Origin of the sequence: Skermanella stibiiresistens SB22, assembly GCF_000576635.1 — a bacterium.
Taxonomy (GTDB): domain Bacteria; phylum Pseudomonadota; class Alphaproteobacteria; order Azospirillales; family Azospirillaceae; genus Skermanella; species Skermanella stibiiresistens.
In genome coordinates this window covers 31,169-52,305 of the sequence record NZ_AVFL01000007.1, presented here as the reverse complement: position 1 = coordinate 52,305, position 21,137 = coordinate 31,169, and the positions used below count along the sequence as shown (strand labels likewise).

Annotated in this window: 22 protein-coding genes; 7 read left to right on the top strand and 15 right to left on the bottom strand. The window is 67.8% G+C overall.

The window, feature by feature from the left end:
- Positions 1-12: 12 nt before the first annotated feature.
- The gene (locus tag N825_RS11230; RefSeq protein ID WP_037451236.1) at positions 13-576 is read right to left on the bottom strand and encodes a manganese efflux pump MntP; all 564 of its coding nucleotides are present in this window, start codon (positions 574-576) and stop codon (positions 13-15) included.
- 345 nt (positions 577-921) lie between these two features.
- Here N825_RS11230 and N825_RS11225 point away from each other — a divergent pair, with 345 nt between their 5' ends.
- Positions 922-2,109 (top strand): caspase family protein, encoded by a 1,188-nt coding sequence (locus N825_RS11225; protein WP_198038284.1) that lies wholly within the window; start codon positions 922-924, stop codon positions 2,107-2,109.
- Positions 2,110-2,155: 46 nt separating this feature from the next.
- Complete coding sequence (locus N825_RS11220; protein ID WP_198038283.1) at positions 2,156-3,418, top strand: OmpA family protein; 1,263 nt, start codon at positions 2,156-2,158, stop codon at positions 3,416-3,418.
- 70 nt (positions 3,419-3,488) lie between these two features.
- On the opposite strand, the gene N825_RS11215 is transcribed toward N825_RS11220, so the two are convergent.
- From N825_RS11215 to N825_RS11200, 4 genes are all read right to left on the bottom strand, one after another.
- The gene (locus tag N825_RS11215; RefSeq protein ID WP_198038282.1) at positions 3,489-5,813 is read right to left on the bottom strand and encodes a xanthine dehydrogenase family protein molybdopterin-binding subunit; all 2,325 of its coding nucleotides are present in this window, start codon (positions 5,811-5,813) and stop codon (positions 3,489-3,491) included.
- A gap of 1 nt (position 5,814) precedes the next feature.
- Positions 5,815-6,267 carry a (2Fe-2S)-binding protein gene (locus N825_RS11210; RefSeq protein WP_037451231.1) on the bottom strand — a complete coding sequence of 151 codons (453 nt, stop codon included), beginning with the start codon at positions 6,265-6,267 and terminating at the stop codon, positions 5,815-5,817.
- A 55-nt stretch (positions 6,268-6,322) separates the two neighbouring features.
- Positions 6,323-6,715 (bottom strand): hypothetical protein, encoded by a 393-nt coding sequence (locus tag N825_RS11205; protein WP_037451228.1) that lies wholly within the window; start codon positions 6,713-6,715, stop codon positions 6,323-6,325.
- Between the two features lie 369 nt (positions 6,716-7,084).
- Positions 7,085-8,239: an App1 family protein phosphatidate phosphatase gene (locus N825_RS11200; protein ID WP_245613082.1), complete on the bottom strand. Its 1,155-nt coding sequence runs from the start codon at positions 8,237-8,239 to the stop codon at positions 7,085-7,087.
- Between the two features lie 214 nt (positions 8,240-8,453).
- Here N825_RS11200 and N825_RS11195 point away from each other — a divergent pair, with 214 nt between their 5' ends.
- On the top strand, positions 8,454-8,765 hold the full coding sequence (locus N825_RS11195; protein WP_037451222.1) for a polyhydroxyalkanoic acid system family protein: 312 nt from the start codon (positions 8,454-8,456) through the stop codon (positions 8,763-8,765).
- Positions 8,766-8,797: 32 nt separating this feature from the next.
- On the opposite strand, the gene N825_RS11190 is transcribed toward N825_RS11195, so the two are convergent.
- The 5 genes from N825_RS11190 to modA form a co-directional block, all read right to left on the bottom strand.
- Entirely contained in the window at positions 8,798-9,493 is a 696-nt protein-coding gene (locus tag N825_RS11190; RefSeq protein ID WP_198038281.1) for a lipid-binding SYLF domain-containing protein, read from the bottom strand.
- A gap of 149 nt (positions 9,494-9,642) precedes the next feature.
- The gene (locus N825_RS37525; protein WP_084164673.1) at positions 9,643-10,119 is read right to left on the bottom strand and encodes a winged helix-turn-helix domain-containing protein; all 477 of its coding nucleotides are present in this window, start codon (positions 10,117-10,119) and stop codon (positions 9,643-9,645) included.
- A 63-nt stretch (positions 10,120-10,182) separates the two neighbouring features.
- A complete protein-coding gene (gene modC, locus N825_RS11180) occupies positions 10,183-11,325 on the bottom strand; it encodes a molybdenum ABC transporter ATP-binding protein (RefSeq protein WP_198038302.1) in 1,143 nt (380 codons plus the stop codon).
- Positions 11,326-11,336: 11 nt separating this feature from the next.
- The gene (gene modB / locus N825_RS11175; protein ID WP_037451216.1) at positions 11,337-12,026 is read right to left on the bottom strand and encodes a molybdate ABC transporter permease subunit; all 690 of its coding nucleotides are present in this window, start codon (positions 12,024-12,026) and stop codon (positions 11,337-11,339) included.
- A 28-nt stretch (positions 12,027-12,054) separates the two neighbouring features.
- Positions 12,055-12,885 (bottom strand): molybdate ABC transporter substrate-binding protein, encoded by an 831-nt coding sequence (gene modA / locus N825_RS11170; RefSeq protein ID WP_051512025.1) that lies wholly within the window; start codon positions 12,883-12,885, stop codon positions 12,055-12,057.
- Between the two features lie 129 nt (positions 12,886-13,014).
- Between modA and N825_RS11165 the strand changes: the two genes are divergently transcribed.
- The 3 genes from N825_RS11165 to N825_RS11155 are packed head-to-tail and all read left to right on the top strand — an operon-like array spanning position 13,015 to position 16,544.
- Entirely contained in the window at positions 13,015-14,193 is a 1,179-nt protein-coding gene (locus N825_RS11165) for a molybdopterin molybdotransferase MoeA (RefSeq protein WP_211098390.1), read from the top strand.
- Between the two features lie 8 nt (positions 14,194-14,201).
- Positions 14,202-14,531 carry a YnfA family protein gene (locus N825_RS11160; RefSeq protein WP_037451214.1) on the top strand — a complete coding sequence of 110 codons (330 nt, stop codon included), beginning with the start codon at positions 14,202-14,204 and terminating at the stop codon, positions 14,529-14,531.
- Between the two features lie 36 nt (positions 14,532-14,567).
- Positions 14,568-16,544 carry a molybdopterin biosynthesis protein gene (locus N825_RS11155; RefSeq protein ID WP_037451211.1) on the top strand — a complete coding sequence of 659 codons (1,977 nt, stop codon included), beginning with the start codon at positions 14,568-14,570 and terminating at the stop codon, positions 16,542-16,544.
- Here the strand turns inward: N825_RS11155 and N825_RS11150 are convergent.
- From N825_RS11150 to N825_RS39730, 3 genes are read right to left on the bottom strand one after another with little or no spacing between them, the layout of a single operon-like run.
- Entirely contained in the window at positions 16,519-17,088 is a 570-nt protein-coding gene (locus N825_RS11150; RefSeq protein WP_037451208.1) for a pyridoxamine 5'-phosphate oxidase family protein, read from the bottom strand. The genes N825_RS11155 and N825_RS11150 overlap by 26 nt on opposite strands.
- 21 nt (positions 17,089-17,109) lie before the next feature.
- Positions 17,110-18,255 (bottom strand): Fic family protein, encoded by a 1,146-nt coding sequence (locus tag N825_RS11145; protein WP_037451204.1) that lies wholly within the window; start codon positions 18,253-18,255, stop codon positions 17,110-17,112.
- A gap of 56 nt (positions 18,256-18,311) precedes the next feature.
- Positions 18,312-18,689 (bottom strand): hypothetical protein, encoded by a 378-nt coding sequence (locus tag N825_RS39730; protein ID WP_198038280.1) that lies wholly within the window; start codon positions 18,687-18,689, stop codon positions 18,312-18,314.
- A 228-nt stretch (positions 18,690-18,917) separates the two neighbouring features.
- Here N825_RS39730 and N825_RS11135 point away from each other — a divergent pair, with 228 nt between their 5' ends.
- Entirely contained in the window at positions 18,918-19,139 is a 222-nt protein-coding gene (locus N825_RS11135; RefSeq protein ID WP_037451198.1) for a hypothetical protein, read from the top strand.
- Positions 19,140-19,184: 45 nt separating this feature from the next.
- Here the strand turns inward: N825_RS11135 and nrfD are convergent, their stop codons facing one another.
- Both nrfD and N825_RS11125 read right to left on the bottom strand, forming a co-directional pair.
- Positions 19,185-20,222 (bottom strand): NrfD/PsrC family molybdoenzyme membrane anchor subunit, encoded by a 1,038-nt coding sequence (nrfD, locus tag N825_RS11130; protein ID WP_051512021.1) that lies wholly within the window; start codon positions 20,220-20,222, stop codon positions 19,185-19,187.
- A complete protein-coding gene (locus N825_RS11125) occupies positions 20,219-21,124 on the bottom strand; it encodes a 4Fe-4S dicluster domain-containing protein (protein WP_037451196.1) in 906 nt (301 codons plus the stop codon). The genes nrfD and N825_RS11125 overlap by 4 nt, the downstream gene beginning before the upstream one ends.
- Positions 21,125-21,137 lie beyond the last annotated feature (13 nt).

The following is a 21,137-nucleotide window of genomic DNA, read 5'->3' as shown; positions in this document are numbered from 1 at the left end:
CACTATAAGTCATCAGAACAGCGTGTGCTCGACCAGGATCTTGGTGCCGATGCCGATCAAGCCAAGCCCCCCGATCAATTCCGCCTTCCGGCCCAGCAGTGGGCCCGCCGCGTGACCCAGCATGACGCCGCCAAACCCCATCAGGAAAGTCACGAAGCCGACCAAGGTCGCGGTCGCGGCGATGTTGACATCCGCCATCGCCAAGCCGACGCCCACGGCGCTGGCGTCGATGCTGGTGGCGACGCCGGTGGTCAGCAGCGACAGCCAGCCCGACCGCTTGGCGGCGGCGTCGTCATCGGCCTCGCCGGCGATGGCGTTGCGGATCATGCTGCCGCCGATGATCGCCAGCAGCGTGAAGGCGATCCAGTGGTCGAAATGCTGGACCAGTCCAGCGAAGGACACGCCGACCGCCCAGCCGATCACGGACATCAGCAGCTGGCAGCCGCCGAAGATGACGCCGACGCGGAACGCCTCGTTGAAGCCGGGGCGCTTGCGGGCGGCGCCGCGGCCCAGCGCGGCCGCGAAGCTGTCCATGGATAGGCTGAAGGCTAGCGCGAAGGAGGTGGCGCCGAACATCCGGGTTTCTCCGGCCAGACGAAACAGGATAGCACGCCCACACCCGGTTGGCCGTCGGGCGGTGGTCGTGCCATCAGTCTCGCCGAGCTTCCGGACCTGTCGTCCGATCGCCGCGCGCGCCACGGGAACTCCCCGAGTCTGTTGGCGCGAACCCCTCCCGCGAGAGGGTGGCTACTCCCCAATGGTGCGGGCACCTTAGGGTCGGGATTGGCACCTGTCAATCTGAACAGGTGTTCAATCGTCACCAAGGCGGAGCATCGCTGGATGAGCCTTTGGATTGGTTCTTCCAGGATGCCCTCGGTGGTATGATATGAGGTGAGTTCCTTAACCATCAGGGGGACCAGGGTGTCCAGGCTTACCGGCGTGGCCGTCGCCGTCCTGCTTCTGCTGACCGGACCGCTCCTATTGGCTGGTCCGATCCTGTTGGCCGGTCCGGCCAACGCCAACGACCGCGTGGCCCTCGTGATCGGCAATGGCGCCTACCGCGACGTGGCGCCGTTGCCCAATCCACCGAACGACGCCAAGGCGGTCGCCCAGGCGCTGAGACGCATCGGATTCTCGGTGGTGGACGGCTACGATCTGACCTTCACCCAGATGGCGGAACGGCTGCGGGCGTTCGGACGCGCGACGGAAACCGCGTCGGTGGCGCTGGTCTTCTATGCCGGGCACGGATTGCAGGTGAACGGCCACAACTATTTCCTGCCAGTCGACGCCCGGGTCCAGCGCGAGCAGGACCTGTCATACGACGCCCTGTCGCTGGACGTCATCCTGGAAGAGGCGGAGGGCGCCAAGCAGCTGCGGATCATCATCCTCGACGCCTGCCGCGACAACCCGTTCGCGGCCCGCATCGCCCGGGCGCCGGGCGCCACGCGCGCCATCAAGGTGACGGAGGGGCTGGCCCAGGTCGGCGATATCGGACGCAACACCCTGGTCGCCTACGCCACGGCGGCGAACGCGCTGGCGGAGGACGGGGCGGGCGGCCACAGCCCCTACACCACGGCGCTGCTGAAGCACATCGAGACGCCGGGGCTGGAGATCAACCTGCTGTTCGGCCGCATCCGCGACAGCGTGTTCGACGCGACCGGCGGCAGGCAGACGCCCTTCACCTATGGCTCGCTCGGCGGCGAGCCATTCTATCTGATCCCGCCCCCCTTGGTCCAGGCGCCAGTCCAGGCGCCCGCCGCGACCCCAGCGGCGACCTTGACGGTGGCGCTCCCGCCGCCCCTGAAGGTTCCCGACCCACCTCCCGTGGCCGCTCCCGTCATCGAAAGCCCGTCCGAAGCGGTGGCCGAGCTGCCCTTGCCGCTGCGGAAACCAATGCCGGAGCAAACACCCGAAGTCTCCATCCAACCAGCGGTGTCAACTGAAACAAAAGTCCCTTTGGCGAAAGGCTCCATACTCCAAAAGCAGTCCCCGATACGCGCCCGAGAGGCTAGCGGCAAAGATCCGCGCTGTGCCAATATTCTGGAAAGGGCTCAACTCGGAGAGGCGATTTCGGATGCGACCAAAGCTTTCCTTCGCGGGAACTGTTGAGGGTTATCCCGGCGTCTTCGGTCCTGGAGCCTTCAGGCGATTTTCAGTGTCATCGCTGGCGGGGTTATCGATGCTCGGCCTGCTGTCGGGAGGCTGCGCGCCGTTCGACGGCGGACCCCCGGCCCAGACCGCCACGGCGGCCCCACCGGCGGCGGCCGCTCCCTCCCCAACTCCCGCCGCGGCCCCCGCCGCCCCGGCGCCGGTCATTCCCGTGCCGTTCGACGAGGCGGTGCTGAAAGCGGCGAACTCGGTCTTCTCCTCCAAGACGGTGCCGGCGCCGACGGCGGCGTCGGGGCGGCATCAGGTGGTGATCGATCCGCTGGTTGACGGTATGACGGGGTCGCAGTCGACGGCGACGCGCCGGATCCAGTCCAGGATCGTCGATCTGGTCAAAACCCAATATCCCCAGTTCGAAATCGTGCCGTTCTCCACTGCCGCGGTGGCGGCGGCCCCGCTGGTGCTGGTCGGCACCTTCACTCCCGTCAACGCGGAAGGCAAGACGGCGGGGACCCGCGAGGCCTACCGGTTCTGTCTGGTGCTGGCCGATCTCAAATCGGGCAAGACGGTCGCCAAGGCGGTGGCGCGCTCAAAGCTGGACGGTGTCGACACCACGCCGACGCCGTTCTTCCAGGACAGTCCCGCCTGGACCGGCGACAAGGCGACCGAGGGTTACATCACGACATGCCAGGGAACCAAGGTCGGCGACCCGATCAGCCCGGCCTATGTCGACGGCATCCTGACGGCGGCGCTGATCGCCGACGCGATCGACGCCTATGACAGGAGCGACTACCGCGAGGCGCTGGATCTCTACCGGGCGGCGGCGCTGTCGCCGGCGGGGGACCAGCTCCGCGCCTATAACGGGATCTACCTGACCAACCTCAAGCTAGGCCGGCGCGACGAGGCGGCGGCGGCGTTCGGCGACATCGTCAATTACGGCCTGCGCAACAACAGGCTGGCGGTCAAGCTGCTGTTCAAGCCCGGCTCCACCGCCTTCGTGCCGGATCAACTGGTCAGCGGAAGCTATGACGAGTGGCTGCGCCAGATCGCCGAGAGTGCCGCCCGCGACAGCGCCTGCCTGGAGGTGGCGGGACACACCAGCCCGACCGGACCGGCGGCGCTCAACGACCGGCTGTCGCTGCTGCGGGCCGAATTTGTCAAGTCCAGGCTGGACCGGGAGGAACCCGTCCTCGGCGCGCGCACGATCGCCACGGGTGCCGGATCACGCGACAACCTGATTGGAACGGGGCGCGACGACGTGACCGACGCGCTGGACCGCCGGGTCGAGTTCAAGGTGATCCCCGGCTGCTGACCCAGGCATTGAGCGACGAGCGATAAGCACCGGGGGAGCGGACGTCCGCCCGCTCCCCCGGTGCGATATCTCACGCCTTCAGCTGGTCGCCGATCGGAAGCGTGCGGATGCGCTTGCCGGTGGCGGCGAAGATGGCGTTGGTCAGGGCCGGCGCGAAGGGGGGAACCCCCGGCTCGCCGACGCCGCCCGGCGCCAGATCCCAGTTCGACGGCACGATGTGGACGTTGATCTCGCGCGGCGCCTGATCGATCCGGGCGACGAGGTAATCGTCGTAGTTGCCCTGGACGACACGGCCGTCCTTGAAGCTGATCTCGCTCGATAGGGCCAAGCTCAGCCCCATGATGCAAGCGCCTTCGACTTGGGCGCGGATGCGCTCTGGATTGACCACGTTGCCGCAGTCGATCGCCACGTCGACGCGGGGGATGGTCAGGGTCCCGTCCTCCGCGACCGCCGTCTCGACCACCGTCGCGACATAGGTCACGAAGCTGCGATGCGCCGCGATGCCAAGGCCGTGGCCCTTGGGAACCTGACGGCCCCAGCCAGCCTTGTCAGCCACCAGTTCGACCACGTGGCGCAGCCGGCCGACATCGACCGGATAGACCTTGGTCGACTCGCCATAGTTCCACAGCGTGTCGAGCGACTTCAACTCGGCGACCCGCGGCGGTCCCAGCAGTTCCAGCAGGAAGTCCTTCTGGTCCTTGCCGGCGGCCGCGGCCAATTCCGCCACGAAGGACTGGATCGCGAAGGCGTGCGGGATGTTCGAGACCGACCGGAACCAGCCGATCCGGGCGTGGGCCTCGGCCTCGCCGTTCTCGCAGCGCAGGTTGGGGATGTCGAACGGCACGTCGACCAGACCCATGCCCAGCTCGAAGGCGCCCTGGTGCTTGGTGTCGGGCATGAAGATCGACGTGATGGTCGGCGCCACGCTGCGGTGCCGCCACGCCGTCACCTTGCCGTTGGCGTCCAGGCCGGCGTCGATCCGCTCCGCCGAGACGGTGTGGTAATAGCCGTGGCGGATGTCGTCCTCGCGCGTCCACAGCAGCTTCACCGGCGCTCCGCCCATCTCCTTGGACAGGATCGCCGATTCGATCGCGAAATCGGGCTTGGACTTGCGGCCGAAGCCGCCGCCGAGCAGCGTGACATGGACCGTCACGTCCTCCAGCTTCATGCCCAGCTTCTCGGCGATGTCGGTGCGGGTGACCTGGGGCGCCTGGACGCAGGACCAGACCTCGCACTTGCCGTCGACGATGCGGGTGGTCGCGGCCGGCGGCTCCATCGGGGCTTGGGCCAGATGCGGCAGGTAGTATTCCGCCTCGATCTTCTTGGCGGCCTTGCCCAACTCGGTCTCGGCGTCGCCGTCGTCGCGGACCACCTTGGCCGGTTTCCGCGCCGTCTCCAGCATTTGCTGGCGGAAGGCTTCGCTGTCGTAGGACTTGTGCGGTCCGTCGTCCCACGTGATCTTCAGCGCGTCGCGGCCCTTCATCGCGGCCCACGTGTTGCTGGCGATCACCGCGACACCGCCCAAAGGCTGGAACTTGGCGGGGGCCGGCGTGCCTTCGATCCTGACGATCTTCTCGACGCCGGGGATCTTAAGGGCCTCGCTGTCGTCGACCGAGACGACCTTGCCGCCGAACACCGGAGGCCGCGCGACCACGGCGTATTTCATGCCCTCCATCCAGGTGTCGAAGCCATATTTGGCCTTGCCCACCGAGATGTCGAAACCGTCGGCCAGCGGCAGTCCCTTGCCGATATAGCGGAACTGGTCCGGGGTCTTCAGACGAAGCTCGTCATTGGCCGGCACCTCGAGCGACGCGGCCTCCTCGGCCAGTTCGCCATAGCCGAACTTGCGGCCGGACGCCTTGTGGACGATCTCGTGGTTGCGGGCTTCGACCTCGCCGGGCTCGACGCCCCAGCGCTTGGCCGCGGTCATCTCGAGCATCGACCGGGCGGCGGCGCCGGCCTCGCGCATCGGCTTCATGAAGTGCCGGGTGCTGCGCGACCCGTCGGTGTCCTGGTTGCCGTACTTCTCCTCGTCGCCGGTGGCGTTGACGACGCGCACCTTGTTCCAGTCCGCCTCCAACTCGTCGGCGACGATCTGGGGCATGCCGGTGCGGACACCCTGGCCCATCTCGGAGCGGTGGCAGACGATCGTGACGATGCCGTCCTTGCCGATCGAGATGAAGGCGCTGGGCGCGTTGACGGTGCCGTGCGGCATGGCGGCGGCGCCATAGGCCGCCGTCTGGGCGACCGACGGTCCCGGCGGCAGGATGCGGGCGGCCAACACGAGGCCGCCAACGGCGACGATGCCCTTCAGCAGGCCACGCCGGCTGACATTGGAGACTCCTGGGGAGGCACCAAGCGACTCATCATGGGGGGAGTTCTGGTCCAGCGGCATGTCAAACTCCATTCGCGGCGTCGCGGATCGCGGCGCGGATTCGGACATAGGTGCCGCATCGGCAGATGTTGCCCCACATCGCGCTGTCGATATCCTCGTCCGACGGGTTCGGCGTCTGCTTCAGGAGCGCCGCCGCCTGCATGATCTGCCCGGCTTGGCAGTAGCCGCACTGCGGCACGTTGTTGGCGCGCCAAGCCTTTTGCAGGGGATGGTTGCCCTCGGGGTCGAGCCCTTCGATCGTCGTCACCGCCGAGCCCTCGGCGGCGCTGATCGGTGTCTGGCAGGACCGTACGGCCTCGCCGTCGAGATGGACGGTGCAGGCGCCGCAGGCCGCGATGCCGCAGCCGAACTTGGTGCCCGTCAGTCCGAGCTGGTCGCGCAGGTACCAGAGCAGCGGCATCTCGCCGTCGCCGTCGAACTGCTTCTCCTGCCCATTGATGCTTAATTTGATCATCTAATCGTCTCCCTGTGGAAATGCCGCCGCTGGAAAAGCCTGGTTGGCCGTGGACTCAACCGGCGCCGGCGGGCGGCATGACGACGTACAGGATGTCCTTGATGGTGATGTCGGACTCGGCCGCCTCGACCTTGCCGGGGTCCTCCCACTCGAAGATGATCACCCGGCCGGTGATGCTATCCAGCGTCATGGGCTTGCCCGACTGGACCGGGCGGCGCGACGTGCCGTCCATCTTCTTCTCCGTGGAGGAGATGATCTCGATCTTGCCATCGGGCTGCGGGATGCCGATCCCGCAATTGGTCGCCGGGCACCAGATCACCTGGGGGCACGGCTCCGAATATGTCCCTTGGGCACAGACCGTCTCCTTGACGTCCTGCGCGCGGGCGGCGCCCACGGTGAAGGTCGCGAGGACGGCGGCGCCAATGGCCGCCAACGCTGTCTTTTTCATGATTCCCTCTCCCTCCAAGTCGCCCCCAATGGCGGTCCTTGGTGTTCTTCCAGGCCTGTGGCGCTGGGAGAAGGGAACGGATGGTTAACGAGCGAAGTTCCTCAATCACGGGGCGTCGGGCATCGCCGCTCCGGGGTTTCAGCCATGCGGAAATTCCATTTCCGATTCAGGGGATTACGGGAGTATGATCTTTCGCCCTGGGTCAGGCTCGGCTCGAAGCGGGCGATGCGGCCATATCCGTGCCCATCCTATAAATCCTCTTTATCTGTGTTAGATAGCGCTTTTCCCATGCCAAACTTCGCGTCTGGAAATGTTTCTTTCAACACAGATAAAGAGGATTTACAGGATGGACACAGATCGGACTGACATTTATTCCACGTGCCGCCGCTTTTTCTGATTTGGCTCCACGATGATATTTGGTGGAGCGGTGGTCGGACCGTTCGCGTCCTTCATGATGGCGTCGCGAACTCCCGCCGAACGTCGCGTGACCGTTTGGTGGAGGGGGGTGGAGATCTCGGCCCTGACGGCGGCGACGCCCTCGGGCTTGATCAGGCCCAGGCCGGCGGCGTGCTCGGCCATGGCGAGGCTGTCGGCGGCCAGGACCATGCCGCTGCCCGCGGCGCAGACCACCTTGGCCAGCTCCTCGATCTCGGCCACCCTGCCGGCGTCGCGCGAAACATTGCGGATATAGACGGCGAGCACGCGGCCAGGGTGCTCGTCGACGATCTGGCGGTAGACCTCGGGGTCGTGCTGGCCGCTGTCGCCGACCAGAACGAAGGGCAGGTCCTGGTAGAGCCGCAGCATGTTGCCGATCAGCTCGCGCTTGTGGTCTTCGGCCTTGCGCGGCAGCGGGCTTTTCCACGAGATGCCCCATTCCCGCAGGAACAGCACCGGGCCGACTGGAATCCCGTGCATCCGGAAGAACTCGTCCAGCACGTCGTAGATGCCCCAGGGAGCCCGCGACACGTAGAGCATCGGGTTGCGCTCATCGCCGCCGTGGCCGTCGTGGAGCGCCCGGTAGAGGGCGCCCGCCCCCGGAAAGGCGACCCTGCTCTCGGCGTCCTGGACGAACAGCCGCCACAGCATCTTGAACTTGCTGGCGACGCCGGTGAACATCACCGTGTCGTCGATGTCGCTGATCACGACGTAGCGGCAGCGCTCGGGCGGAACGAAGATGTCGGCCTGGGCGCGCGCCTGTTCCGGGTGGTCGAGCGACAAATCCATCGTCTGCCAGGCCTCGCGGCAGGGCGGCATCGGATCGTGCCGCAGATGCACCCGGAAATAACCGTCCTTGTCGGTCGTGACCCGTTGCTCCACGCCGGCGAACCGGGCGGTGACCGTCGCTCCGGCGACCGACCGGCGCGCGATCCGCCGGCCGATGTCGCGCAGGTGGGTGACGATGTCCTCGTCGCCGTTCTGATCGCTGGCCTGATCGTCGCTGGGCATGTGCGATTGGCGGAACACCCTGCCGATCAGGAAGACCTCGTCCCGGGAGCCATAGCCTCGGTACGGTTGGAGGACCACGCCACGTTTGCCATGGGCGGTTCGCACCGGACGGGCCACGAGATTCAGGATCCGTGACGCCGCTCGTTTCCATTTGCCCATTATGCCGTCCGCCTTTTCAAAGGTCGTTTCCGTCCGATAACTGTTCAATGGTTGGGGATCCGGATCATTCCGGCTCCCCTATGAATCGCGGTACGCGTCGCATACCTAATGGGAAACCTTAGAGGAAGAAGAGATGCCCAAGCCCGTGGTCGTGACCATTCCCCACCAGCTCGGACGCGAGGAGGCCAGGCGGCGCCTCCAGGACGGCATGGGACAGGTGCGCTCCCAGCTCTCCGGCGTCGGCGCCACGGTGGAGGACCATTGGTCGGACAACCAGATGGCCTTCGATGTCGCCGTCCTCGCCCAGACCATCAGCGGCCGGGTCGACGTGATGGACGACATGGTCAGGCTGGAGGTCGATCTCCCCTGGGTGCTCGCCATGATCGCGGAGAAGATCACTGGGCGGATCGCCAAGCAGGGAACGCTGCTGCTGACCAAGAGCTGAGCGGCGTGTCCCGGCCTGGGATCATCCGCCGCTCAGGTGCGGCGGGCGGCCAGGTTGCGCAACTCGTTCGCCTGGGGGTTGGAGACGTTGCGGCTGACGATGATATCGACCGGCCGTACCTCCCGTCCGTAATAGGCGGAGTTCCAGGCGTCGCGCGTGGCGACCACCGAGCCGTCCAGGCTGACGCCGCCGTAGAGCCCCTTGGACCGGGAGAACGCCAGGATGTCCGTGGTCGCGACCTGCGCTCCCGCGCCGACCGGACCGGCGGACACGCTGGCGTCGGCGCCCAGCTTCAGGCTGTTGCTGAGCAGCGCGTCGCGGCCCTTCTCGCTGCGGATCATCAGGATGACCTCGGCGAGTTCGGCCCCGGCCTGCAATCCGACGCTGCCGCCGGCGACCGTGTAGAAGGCCGGATAGCTCCAGCTTCCCGCCGCGCTATCGCGCACCAGCAGGACGGCGTTGCCGCCGGAGCCGCCGAAGATGAAGCCGGCGCGGACGAAGCTGGGGACGATCAGCAAGCCCTGGGCGGACGGCAGGTTGTCGCGGAACCAGCCAAGGTCCGGATCCCGCGTGAAGTTCGACAGCGTGGCGGTCGCGTCGTCGACGAGCTTGGACGGGTCGTCGGGCGACCGGGGCGCCACGGTGGAGCAGCCGGCCAGGATCAGCGAGGCGGCGGCTCCCTGGGCACCCAGGGCCATGAAACGGCGACGTGAGAGCGATGCATCCATGTTTCTTGTTCCTTCCCGGTTTAAGCCCCGGTTTGAGACGCCGGTCATGAGGCGTCCTATCGCGGCGAAGAGGCGCGGCCCCCGCTGTCGCGTCGGCCGTCCTTTCATGAACGCTTGAAACGCCGGGAAGTTGTCTCGACTGGTCCGCGTCAGTTCGCTCGGCTGGCCGGCTGCTTGGTCAGGCTGCGCTGCATCGCCTTGCGGCCATCGCAGTCCCGGTCCTGTTCGCCCCTCTCGGACCCGTCCTCCGGCACGGGGCACTCGCGCGGCGGAGCCCCGGCGTCGCCTCCCGCCACGACCTCCTCCTGAAGGGCGGTCATGTGCCGCGCCAGCGCCTCGGCGGCCTCCGTCTCCATCTCGCGGTAATGGCGGATGACGCTGTCGCCGAACGGGGTCAAGCCGGTGCCGCCGCCCTTGCGGCCACCGACCATGGCGTTGACGACGGGCTGGCGGAAGGTCTGGTTGAGGTCGTCGACCAGCAGCCAGGCGCGGCGATAGGACATGTCCAGCTCGCGCGCGGCGCTGGAGATCGAGCCGCAGCGCCGTATCGCCTCCAGCAGGGCGACCTTGCCGGGTCCGAGCGATCCGGCGGGTTCGAAATCGATGCGCAGTCTGAGCTTCGCCATGGCGGTTGATTCCTCAACTCTGTTCTTGAACTTGATGATAACCACCATAGGCGAAACGGTCGCCTAGAGCGCGATGTTCCTTCCCCCCGGTCCGGGGCCGGATCCGGATCCAGACCCAGAGGGGCCGGGGAACACCCGGTCGAAGGCGACGCTCTTGACCAGCGCGAAGACCGGCGTGCCCACGCCAAGCTCCAGGCGCTCGACCGAATGACGGGTGACCCGCGCCAGCAGGAACGAACCGCCCAGGTCGATCTTGACGTCGCGCGACGGTCCGGATTCCGCGCCCAGCTCGACGATACGCCCGGCCAGCATGTTGTGCACGCTGATCCGCGATGGCGGTTCCAGCGCCAGGATCACGTCGCGCGCCTGGATGCGGACACGGAGGTGCTGGCCGATGCCAAGATCCAGTTGCGGCACGGTCAGCGTTCCGCCGGGAAAGGTCAGCGCGGTCAAGCCGGTGGCGGCGTCATGGCTGGCGACCACGGTGTCCAGCACGGCCCCGACCTCCTGGCCGCCCAGGATGGCGCCGACATCCAGCCGGACCGACAGGTCGGCGACCGTGCCGGTGGCCGTCACCCGGCCGTCAGCCATCAGGACCAGGGTGGTGGCGAGCCTGACCACCTCGTCCACCGAATGGCTGACGAACACGATCGGGATGTTCAGCTCGTCGCGCAGTCGTTCGATATAGGGCAGGATCTCGGCCTTCCGCTCCGCGTCGAGCGAGGCCAGCGGTTCGTCCATCAGCAGGATGCGCGGCTGGGCCAGCAGCGCGCGCCCAACCGCGACGCGCTGGCGCTCGCCGCCCGACAGGGTATGGGGTTTGCGGGTGAGCAAGGCGCCGATGCCGAGCAGCTCGACGACGGGGTCCAGCGAGATCCGCCGCTCGCGCTCCGGCACCCGGCGCATGCCGTAGAGCAGGTTGTTGACGACGGTCATGTGCGGGAACAGGCGCGAGTCCTGGAAGACATAGCCGGTCCGCCGCCGCTCCGCAGGCACGTCGATGCCCTGGGCGCTGTCGAACAGCACCGTGCCGTCGAGCCTGATATGCCCGGCGTCGGGCTTGGCGAGACCGGCGATGGCGTTGATGACGGAGCTTTTGCCCGAACCGCTGCGCCCGAACAGCGCGGTGATCCCCTGGATCGGCGCCTGGAACCGGATGTCGAGGTCGAACGACCCCTGGCGCCGGCGGATCGCCACATCGAGCAGAGGGGGGTTCCTCATGGCCGGCCCATCATCCGGCGCACGCGGCGCCCGAGATATTCCGACAAGATCAGGGCGCCCAGCGATAGCGTGAAGGACAATGCGACCAGCCGCGCCGCCTCGAGATCGCCGTCGGGCGTCTGGGTCGCGGTATAGATCGCCAGCGGCAGGGTCCGCGTCTCGCCCGGGATGTTCGACACGAAGGTGATCGTGGCGCCGAACTCGCCCAGGCTGGCGGCGAAGGCCAGCACGGCGCCGGACAGGATGCCCGGCAGCATCAAGGGCAGGGTGATGGTCAGGAAGCGGTCGATCGGGCCGGCGCCCAGCGTGCGGGCCGCCGCCTCCAGCCCGCCGTCGATCGCCTCGACCGACAGGCGGATGGCTCGCACCATCAGCGGGAACGCCATGACGCCGGCGGCGACCGAGGCGCCGGTCGAGGTGAAGATCAGCCGGATGCCGAAGGTCTCCAGCAGCCACGACCCGATGGGGCCGCGCGTTCCCAGCGTCACCAGCAGCAGATAGCCGATCACGACCGGCGGCAGCACCAGCGGCATGTGGATGATGCCGTCGAACAGCGACTTCCCCCAGAAATCGGCGCGCGCCAGCACCAGGGCCACCAGGATCGCGAACGGCAGCACGGCCAGCGTGCTCCAGGTGGCGACCCACAGGCTCAGGCTGAGCGCCTCGATCTCCAGGGGAGTCAGCATGCGCGGTTCCTGGTCAGCGCTGGCCCGATCAGCCCTGCGTGGCGGGCGCCGGCGTGAAGCCGTACTTCTTGAACACCTCGAAGGCTTCCGGCGATTTCAGGAAGGCCAGGAAGGCCTCGGCGTCCGGCGCCTTGCCGATGGCGGTCTGGGCGACGGGGTAGATGATCGCGGGATAGCTGTCGGCCGGGAAGGCGCTGATGACCTCGACGCCCTTGTCCACCTTGGCGTCGGTCTCGTAGACGATGCCGAGCAGCGCCTCGCCGCGTGACACGAAGGCCAGGGCCGAGCGGACGCTCTCCGCCCGGACCAGCTTCGGCTCGACCTGGTCCCAGACGCCGAGATTGGTCAGCGCCGCCTTGGCGTATTTGCCGACCGGCACGCTGTTGGGCTCGCCCGTCGCCAGCCGGCTGTCACCCAAACGCTGGAGCACCGGGAAATTACCCTTCTCGATCGTGATCGGGCTGGCGACTGGCTTGGGGGCAATCAGGACCAGCCGGTTGCCCAGCAGGTTGGCGCGGGTCGCCGGCTTGATCAGGTCGCGCTTGGCCAGATAGTCCATCCAGTCCAGGTCGGCGGAGATGAAGATGTCGGCGGGGGCCTGCTGCTCGATCTGCTTGGCGAGGGCGGAACTGGCGGCGAACGACAGGCCGACCTTGTTGCCGGTCTTCCGCTCGTAGAGTTTGGCCACTTCCTCCAGGCTGTCCTTCATGCTGGCGGCGGCCATCACGAGGGGGGGCTGGGCATTGGCCGCGGCGGGGGCCAGGGCAGGGGCCATGATCGCGCCGAACGCGAGGACGGCGCCGGCCAGCGTGGCCGCGATGAGGTTCCGCCGGGTGGGAAAGGCCGCCAAGAAATTCATGTCCAATGCCCTTTCACGTAAGTTGTATCTTGCCATATACAACGAAAAAATCGGGATTGGCAAACCCCTTTCCCGTGCCGCCGCCGTGCGATGCCGCTATACGATAAGGCCATGACGTCGCCACGGACCATGCCTCAACCATCCTCCCACCCACGCATGCGGGGATTCGCCGCGCGTGCCAGTCTCGAACAGGTATGGGCCTGGATCGACGCTCGGGTATCGGCGCTGGGGGACGAGAGCGTCGGGGTGTTCGAGGCGGTGGGCCGCTTCGCCGCCGGAGATGTGGTCGCGGAGCGCGATCTGCCGCCCGCCGACAGGATCGCCTTGGACGGCTTCGCGGTGCGCGCCGCCGATACCGTGGGAGCGTCCGATTACAATCCGCTGCCGCTTGGACTGTCCGGGGCGCCGCTCGCAGTGTCGGTGGGAGACGCGCCGCCGCCCGGAACCGACGCGGTGGTCGCGGTGGATCAAACCCGTTCCGTTGGCGGAATGATGGAACTGGTCGCCGCCGTGGCCGAGGGGGAGGGGGTCGAGCGGCGGGGCGATGATATCGAAGCCGGAACGATCGTGGTGGCGAAGGGCCGCGGGGTGCGCGTGGCCGATGCCGCCTTGTTGGCGGTCCTGTGTGTAGGCTCGGTGTCGGTGACCCGCCGGCCAGTTGTCCGGGTCTTGCCGGTGCGAGATGAGGTGGCCGCGGGCGGCGATGTGGATGGGCCGGCGCTGGCGGGTTTGATCACGCGCGACGGCGGGATCGCCGATCCACGTCCGGCGCTGGCCGACGACGTGGCCGCCCTCGCCGAGACCCTGGGGGAGGGTGGTGCCGATCTGATCCTGGTGACGGGCGGCAGCGGGTTGGGCGCGACCGACCACTCGGCGGAGGCCCTGGCGCTGGCTGGCGCGCTGGAGATCCATGGCGTCGCGATGCGGCCGGCGGACAGCGTGGCGCTGGGCCAAGTCGGCGGCACGCCCGTCATGATCCTGCCCGGCGCTCCCGCCCGCGCGCTGGCCGCCTATGAGATGGTGGCGGGGCGCGCGGTCCGGCGTCTGGCCGGGGGAAGCGCCGGCTTGCCGTTCCCCCGCCGGGAGGCGGTCACGGCGCGGAAGATCGTCTCGCCCGGCGGCTGGAGCGATTTTTGCCGGGTACGGCTGAGGGAGGATGGCCGGGTCGAGCCGATCGGCTCCGGTGGTCTCGCCAGCCTGTCGTCGCTGACCCGCGCCGACGGTTTCGTGCTGGTGCCGGCGGACAGCGAGGGCTATCCGGCCGGCGTCCCGGTGACGGTCCATCTTTTCGACCTCGCCGCGGGTTGAGCGGGACGATGGCCGCCACCTTCCTGTTGTACGCCGGTGCGGCGCTGGCCGAGATCGCGGGCTGCTTCTCGTTCTGGGCCTGGGCGCGGCTCGGCAAACCGGCGTTCTGGCTGGCGCCGGGCCTGTTCAGCCTCGCGGCCTTCGCCTGGATCCTGACCCGGATCGACGCCGATTTCGCCGGGCGGGCCTATGCGGCCTATGGCGGCGTCTACATCGCGGCGTCGCTGGGCTGGCTGTGGGTGGTCGAGGGCGCGCGGCCGGACCGCTGGGATCTGGCGGGGACCGGGCTGTGTCTGGTCGGCACCGCGATCATCCTGTTCGGGCCCCGGAATGCTTGAGATCAATGCCTGGGATTCTTGTCATCGAGGTGATGGATGTCTGAAAACGACCTGCGCGGGAAGCTGCGCGCGGCGGCCCGCCAGGAGCAGTTCCTGGAGGTGGTTGGGCGTGACGAGGCCGCGGCGCGGTTCCATCGGCATCTGACCCTCGCGTCGGTCGGGTCGGAGACGGTCGGTTTGGCGGCGGCGCTCAACCGGGTGCTGGCCCATGACGTCATGGCCGGGGTGGACGTGCCGGGCTTCGACCGCTCGGGCGTCGATGGCTTCGCGGTGCGCGCCGCCGACACCGTGGGCGCCTCGGAGGAGCGGCCCCGCGTCCTCACCTTGAACGACGAGACGCTGACGCCGGGCCGGGCTCCGGTCATGACGGTCGAGCCGGGCACCGCCACCTTGATCGCGACTGGCGGCATGGTGCCGCGCGGCGCCGACGCGGTGGTGATGGTCGAGCACACCGACGTGATCGACGAGCCCGAGGGCGCCGTACGGGTCGAGTTCCACCGCGCCGCCTCGGCGGGGCAGTTCATCGCCTATGCCGCCAGCGACATCGCACGGGGCGAGACGGTGTTGCGGGCGGGGCAGGTGCTGACCTCGCGCGAGATCGGCGTGCTGGCCGCCGTCGGCATCGCGGAGGTCGAGGTCCGCCGCCGTCCACGTGTCGCCATCCTGTCGACCGGCGACGAGATCGTGGCGCCGGGCGAGGCATTGCCGGCCGGCAAGGTCTATGATTCCAACGGCGCCATCGTCGCCGCAGCCGTCGCGGAACTGGGCGGCGAGCCGGTCCCGCTCGGCATCCGTCCCGATGACGAGGCGGCCTTGCGCGACGCGGTGGACCAGGGGATGGCCGCCTGCGACATGATGATCCTGTCGGGCGGCACCTCGAAGGGGGCGGGCGATCTCTGTTACCGGGTGATCAGCCGGTTCGACGATCCGGGCATCGTCGTCCATGGCGTCGCGCTGAAGCCGGGCAAGCCGCTGTGCCTCGCGGTGACGGGGGGCAAGCCGCTGGTGGTGCTGCCGGGGTTCCCGACCTCGGCGATCTTCACCTTCCACGAATTCGTGGCGCCGGTGATCCGGGCGCTGGCCGGGCTGCCGCCGGAGCGGAAGGAGACCATTCCGGCGGTGCTGCCGATCCGGCTGACATCGGAACGGGGGCGGACCGAGTATTCCATGGTGTCGCTGGTTCGGACCGACGACGGCTTGGCGGCCTATCCGCTCGCCAAGGGCTCCGGCGCCGTCACGGCGTTCAGCCACGCCGACGGCTTCGTCGCGATCCCCCAGCACGAGGAGGCGGTCGAGGCCGGGACGCCGGTGTCGGTCCAGCTGATCGGGCGGAATGTCGAGCCCGCCGACCTCGTGGTGATCGGCAGCCACTGCGTCGGTCTCGACCATCTGCTGGGCCGGCTCCAACGGCGCGGCGTCACGGTCAAGGTGCTGAATGTCGGCAGCATGGGCGGATTGACGGCGGCCCGGCGGGGCGAGTGCGATTTGGCCGCCGTCCACCTGATGGACCCTGCGACCGGGCATTACAACGAACCGTTCCTGACCGAGGGGATGACCCTGGTGCCAGGCTACGGCAGGCTCCAAGGCGTGCTGTTCCGCCCCGGCGACACCCGATTCGAGGGCCGCGACGCCGCCGAGGCGATGACGGCGGCGGCTTTGGACCGGGACTGCCTGATGATCAACCGCAATCCCGGCAGCGGCACCCGCATCCTGACCGACCGCGTGCTGACCGGCGCCAGACCGACCGGTTACCAAGCGCAGGCGAAGTCGCACAACGCGATCGCCGTCGCGGTCGCGCAGGGCCGCGCCGATTGGGGTGTCGCGATCTCGACCGTGGCCGCCGACTACCAGCTGGGCTTCCTGCCGCTCCAGCCGGAGCATTACGATTTCGTGGTGCCGGCCAGCCGCCTGGACCGCCTGGCGGTACGCGCCTTCATCGACCTGCTGGCGGAGCCGGAGACCGCCCGCTGGCTGGAGGCGCGGGGCTTCAAGCCGGCGTCTTCTCCCCGCTGAGGATGCCGGTCGGCAGACCGTCCATGCTGTGGGCGTTCTTCTCGCGGTGGTATTCCCGCAAGCCTTCCTCGCCCTTGGCCTCCGCCCAGCGGTCCAGGGTGGGCCGGTCCGCGCGGTGATCGAACAGGGGAACGCCGAAGCCACAGGAGGTCTGGACCAGATCTACGTCGAGCGTCACGATCTGGCGGGCACCCGGAAGCTCTTGGTTCTCGAACGCGTCGCCCAGCAGCCGCGCGTAGCCATCGCTTCCCCGGAGCAGGACCTTTCCCCGGCCATAGAGGCGGAGGATCAGCGGCGCTCCGTCGAAGGCGCAGAACATGATCGTCAGCCGCCCATCGGCCAGCAGATGCGCCGCCGTCTCGTTGCCGCTGCCGGTCTGGTCCAGGTAGGCGACGGCGTTGTCGCCGATCACCCGGAACGCGTTGGTCGGCTTGGGCGACAAGTTGACCCGCGTTCCCTCCGCCGCCGACGCGGTGAAGAATATGTGCTGCCGCGCGATGAACTCGCGGTGCGCGTCCGTGATGTGGGGGAATTGCTTGGCCATGCCGCCGTCATGCTCCTCGTCTCAGGGCGACCTTATCGTGTTTCGGGCCGTGTCGAAAAGATCGATGACCTCGGGCGCCATGAACAACCGTTCCCGTCCGGGGTGTTCGACCGGTTCGATCAGGCCGAGATGTTCCAGGCGGCCAACGGCGGTGTTCATGCTCGCGAAGGTGCCGGCGCCGATCCCCGCCAGGGCGTCCCGAACGGTGAACATGGGCTTCGTCAACGCCCAGGGGACCAGCCGGTGGACCAGACTGTGGGACCGGAAGCGCGAGGTGGCGTCGCGCCACCGTTCCGAGATCTCCGCCATACGGTCCAATCGCGAGAGGTTCCGTTCGGCGTTCCAGGCGGCGAAGGAGAGCAGCAGCCTCGTCCAATGCGTCAGGTCGCCGGTGATCCGCCCCCGCTTGAGGGCTTCGACGTAGAGGTCCTTGTTGCCGTGGACCGCTTCCCCGATGAAGCAGCAGGCGTTGGCGGTGGCCGATTTCCGTCTCAGGATCAGGGGAAGCAAAAGCCGACCGACCCTGCCGTTGCCGTCGCCAACGGGGTGGATATGCTCGAACATCCAGTGCGACAGCGCCTGTCTGACGAGTTCCGGTCCTCCGGTGTCCAGGGTGAACCGCTCCCACTCGTCCAGCGCCGCCGCCACCGACGCCGGCCGCGTGTAGAAGAACATGCCGTTCGGCGCGTCGGGATCGGTGGTGCGGTTGGCGTGGCGCTTCCACTGTCCCGCCGTAGCGGCGGCATGTGGATCGGATGCGCGCTCGAACAGGCGCCGGTGGATGTGGAGGATGTATCCCTTCAAGTCGGAAGATGAGTCCAGCAAGGTTTCGTAGGCGTCGGCGCAGGCGGCGACCTGCGTGGCGTCCCACAGGTCGGGCGCGCGGCGCAGGGACGATTGGAATTCCATCAGGTCGGTGAAGGTGGTAGTCGCTCCCTCGGCGCCGGAGGAGTGGACGGCGTCGAGTCGGGCGAACAGCCGGCCGACCGTTCCGGGCAGTGGGAATGCCGACAGGGCGCGATCGAAGGCTCCCACCGCCTCCGTCGCGTGCTCGACCGCGGTCCAGACATCGTCCAGCGCCGGTGGAGGCGGAACGGGAGGACGGTAGCAGGACATCAGCCGGCCCCCGCCGCCCTCATCCGGTTCGTAGACGCTGAAAGCTTTCATGTACCCAGCTTCTATTATAGTTTTCAGCGGAAAACTATAATGGGGATTCGTATCGCTCAGATCGAGCGCTGGCCGAACAGGGTCTCCTCGATCGCGCCGATCTCCTCCGTCAGGTCGAAGTAGCGGTCGGTCCAGGCCTCGTCGCCGCGTTTGCAGCCGTGCTCGTTGACCTCGCAGGTGTGGGCGGTGCAGATCGGACGGAGATGGGGGGCGACGGTGCAGCCTTGGGGACCCATGAAGGGTAGGGCCGGGTGCCATGTCGGCTCGAGCCTGACGCCCCAACTCTCCAGGGCGAAATCGCGGGCGAGGTCGCAATACATCGGCGCGCAGCACGACAGCGGCTTGACGCAGCGGCTGCTGGCGCATTCGGGTTCGGTGTGGGCGGCCAGTTCGGCGTAGAGCGCGATCAGGCGCCGCCGGGAGGAATCGGGCATGGGGATGTCCTGGAAGCGGTGGCCCATGGTGCGGTGCGGACGAGGCGGATTCAAGGTCTACCCAATCGTTCATCAGACCAATCTATCGGGTGACTCGGCGTAATCTGGTCATACCGCCTGTACGGCAACCCATCGAATGCCCATCTGTTAAGATATGTGACTATGCAGGCGCGGAACCGGCCCGTTACGCCGCATCCGCCACCGTCCTCGTCGATGCAAGGAACCGTAATGAAGTCGCAGAAAAGTCAGACTGGATCGATCAACAATCTCAACGCTCTGGTCGACGAGTACCTCGCCAAGGGCAACAAGATCACCCAGTGTCCGCCGGGTCCTTCCGAGGAAGTCGTTTACAAGAACCAGTACCGCAAGCGTCCCAAGAAGACCGACACCCCGGCACCCACCCCTGTCGCCGCCGCTCCGGAAGCCGAGGCTCCCGCCGCTTCCGATTAATCACCCGTCAAGTTTGGACTATTCGTTTCGGCACCCCCGCGAGGCTCAGCCTCGCCGGGAGGTGTCCTCGACCATCCGGTCGACCCGGCGGCGCGGTTCCGGTCCCTCCAGTGAACGTTGTGTCATGCGGAAATAATCCGCGGAACGTTCCGCCGATTTGTTGCCGGCCTGGAACACCGCCTGCCGCATCGCCATGCCGCCCGCCAGCAGCGCCAGCGAACCCACCACCGACAACGTCCGGCTCGGCTTTTTCGAGAGCGCGTTGATCGCGTGGCAGGCCAGCGGCACACCCAGGCCCAATGCCAAGGCTCCCACCTTGTAGCTGCTCCCGGTGGCGCCCTCGCGCAAGGTGTCCGCAGTGCCAACCTGACGGCGGCCACGCTCCGCGATGGCGCTCGCCACCAGTTCCCCAGCGGCGGCGACGGCGGCCAGCCCGTCCAGCCGGCGGCAGTTCTCCGGATCGCCGGAGATCTGTTCGCCGAGCGACAGCGCCGCGGCGGCGGTCGCCATCGCCGAGGTGCCGAACTGGGCCGCCATCGCGCGGGGCGCCGAAGCCCACAGCGGCGTGCTGGTGGCGCTGAGCAACGCCGCGGTGTAGGTGCTCATGCCAGCGCCCAGGAAGGCGGCCGGCACCTGGACCATGTCGGCCACCCGGCGCGCGCGGGGACGGGAGCCGTCCCCTTCCCGCCCGGACCCGCCCAGCAGGTGACCCAAAGCCGTCAGGCCGCTGGTGGCGCCAAATCCCATCAGGATGTAGGACCCGAACGACATCGGCGAACTGGTCCGGTAGATCCGCAGCATGTTGTAGAAGCGCTTGTGCGTCTTGAGATCCGCGATCAGCAAGGGCGGTCCGAGCAAGGCGCCCGCCAGCGCCAGATAGCGGCCATTCCGCACGATCGTCTCGTCGCGCCCGTCGCCCAGCGTGTTGGCCAGGGTCGAGATGATCTGCGCCGAGCCGGATAGTCCCGCGATGTAGACGTAGGCGGCGATCTTCCAGTCGAACGGGCTCGGCTTGACCGAGGCCAGATCGTAATAGGTCTCGCCGTTCCAGTCACGAGTGGCGGGTTCGCGGAAGCCCCTCATCGCCGGTCCCGCCCCGCCGACATCAGCGCCGCCGCGGCGAGGGTGAGGCCCGCCATGGTGGCGAGGCCGGTCAGCAGGCTGGGCCGGACCCTGGCGCTGGCCCGGGTCGGTTCCGGTGGCAGGTTGTAGACCTCCGGCCTGTCGGTCAGCAGGAAGAAGGCGTTGAGGTGTTTCAGACCGCCGGTGGCGCCGGGCGTGTCGGGTGCGCCGTAGAGATAGGCGTCGGTGGCGCCCTTCCCGTGCAGGCTCTCGACCCGGCCGCGGGCGCGGTCGAACAACTCGTTCACCTCGCCGAACTGGATACTGTCGGTTGGGCACGACTTGGAGCAGGCCGGCTCCAGCCCGCCTTTGAGCCGGTCGTAGCACAGCGTGCATTTGTGGGCCTTGCCGTCTGCGGGGCTCAGCTCGACCACGCCGAACGGGCAGGCCGGCACGCAATAGCCGCAGCCGTTGCAGATATCCTGCTGGACCACGACGGTGTCGAACTCGGTTCGGAAGATCGAGCCGGTCGGGCAGGCCTCCAGGCAGGGCGCGTTCGCGCAGTGCTTGCACACGTCGCTCATCATGAGCCAGTTGCTCTGGAACGGCGCCATCTCCTGGACCCGGTCGTCGCCAGCGCCGATCTTCTCGATGAACGCCACATGGCGCCACGTGTTGGCGCCGAGATCGCCGGTGTTGTCGTAGCTGTGCCCCGTCAGGCCGAGATTGTCGGCTGGCAGGCTGTTCCACTCCTTGCAGGCGACCTCGCAGGCCTTGCAGCCGATGCACAGCGTCGTGTCCGTGAAGAAGCCATAGCTCTTGCCCGGCTCGATCCTGGTGCCGCAGGTCAGTTCCGCCTCGTCGGGGATGACTCGGTTCGGGAACGACTCGGCGTAATCGAGTGCCCTGGGATGGACGCCCATCAACTCTCTCCCA

Excerpts from the sequence above, each read along its gene's own strand:
- N825_RS11145 (WP_037451204.1), bottom strand. The coding sequence starts at position 18,255 with ATGAAAGCTTTCAGCGTCTACGAACCGGATGAGGGCGGCGGGGGCCGG.
- N825_RS37525 (WP_084164673.1), bottom strand. The coding sequence starts at position 10,119 with ATGGCGAAGCTCAGACTGCGCATCGATTTCGAACCCGCCGGATCGCTC.
- nrfD (WP_051512021.1), bottom strand. The coding sequence starts at position 20,222 with ATGAGGGGCTTCCGCGAACCCGCCACTCGTGACTGGAACGGCGAGACC.
- N825_RS11190 (WP_198038281.1), bottom strand. The coding sequence starts at position 9,493 with ATGGATGCATCGCTCTCACGTCGCCGTTTCATGGCCCTGGGTGCCCAG.
- N825_RS11210 (WP_037451231.1), bottom strand. The coding sequence starts at position 6,267 with ATGATCAAATTAAGCATCAATGGGCAGGAGAAGCAGTTCGACGGCGAC.
- N825_RS11155 (WP_037451211.1), top strand. The coding sequence starts at position 14,568 with ATGTCTGAAAACGACCTGCGCGGGAAGCTGCGCGCGGCGGCCCGCCAG.
- N825_RS39730 (WP_198038280.1), bottom strand. The coding sequence starts at position 18,689 with ATGCCCGATTCCTCCCGGCGGCGCCTGATCGCGCTCTACGCCGAACTG.
- N825_RS11230 (WP_037451236.1), bottom strand. The coding sequence starts at position 576 with ATGTTCGGCGCCACCTCCTTCGCGCTAGCCTTCAGCCTATCCATGGAC.
- modB (WP_037451216.1), bottom strand. The coding sequence starts at position 12,026 with ATGCTGACTCCCCTGGAGATCGAGGCGCTCAGCCTGAGCCTGTGGGTC.
- N825_RS11195 (WP_037451222.1), top strand. The coding sequence starts at position 8,454 with ATGCCCAAGCCCGTGGTCGTGACCATTCCCCACCAGCTCGGACGCGAG.
- N825_RS11165 (WP_211098390.1), top strand. The coding sequence starts at position 13,015 with ATGCCTCAACCATCCTCCCACCCACGCATGCGGGGATTCGCCGCGCGT.
- N825_RS11205 (WP_037451228.1), bottom strand. The coding sequence starts at position 6,715 with ATGAAAAAGACAGCGTTGGCGGCCATTGGCGCCGCCGTCCTCGCGACC.
- N825_RS11125 (WP_037451196.1), bottom strand. The coding sequence starts at position 21,124 with ATGGGCGTCCATCCCAGGGCACTCGATTACGCCGAGTCGTTCCCGAAC.
- N825_RS11215 (WP_198038282.1), bottom strand. The coding sequence starts at position 5,813 with ATGCCGCTGGACCAGAACTCCCCCCATGATGAGTCGCTTGGTGCCTCC.
- modA (WP_051512025.1), bottom strand. The coding sequence starts at position 12,885 with ATGAATTTCTTGGCGGCCTTTCCCACCCGGCGGAACCTCATCGCGGCC.
- N825_RS11160 (WP_037451214.1), top strand. The coding sequence starts at position 14,202 with ATGGCCGCCACCTTCCTGTTGTACGCCGGTGCGGCGCTGGCCGAGATC.
- N825_RS11135 (WP_037451198.1), top strand. The coding sequence starts at position 18,918 with ATGAAGTCGCAGAAAAGTCAGACTGGATCGATCAACAATCTCAACGCT.
- N825_RS11150 (WP_037451208.1), bottom strand. The coding sequence starts at position 17,088 with ATGGCCAAGCAATTCCCCCACATCACGGACGCGCACCGCGAGTTCATC.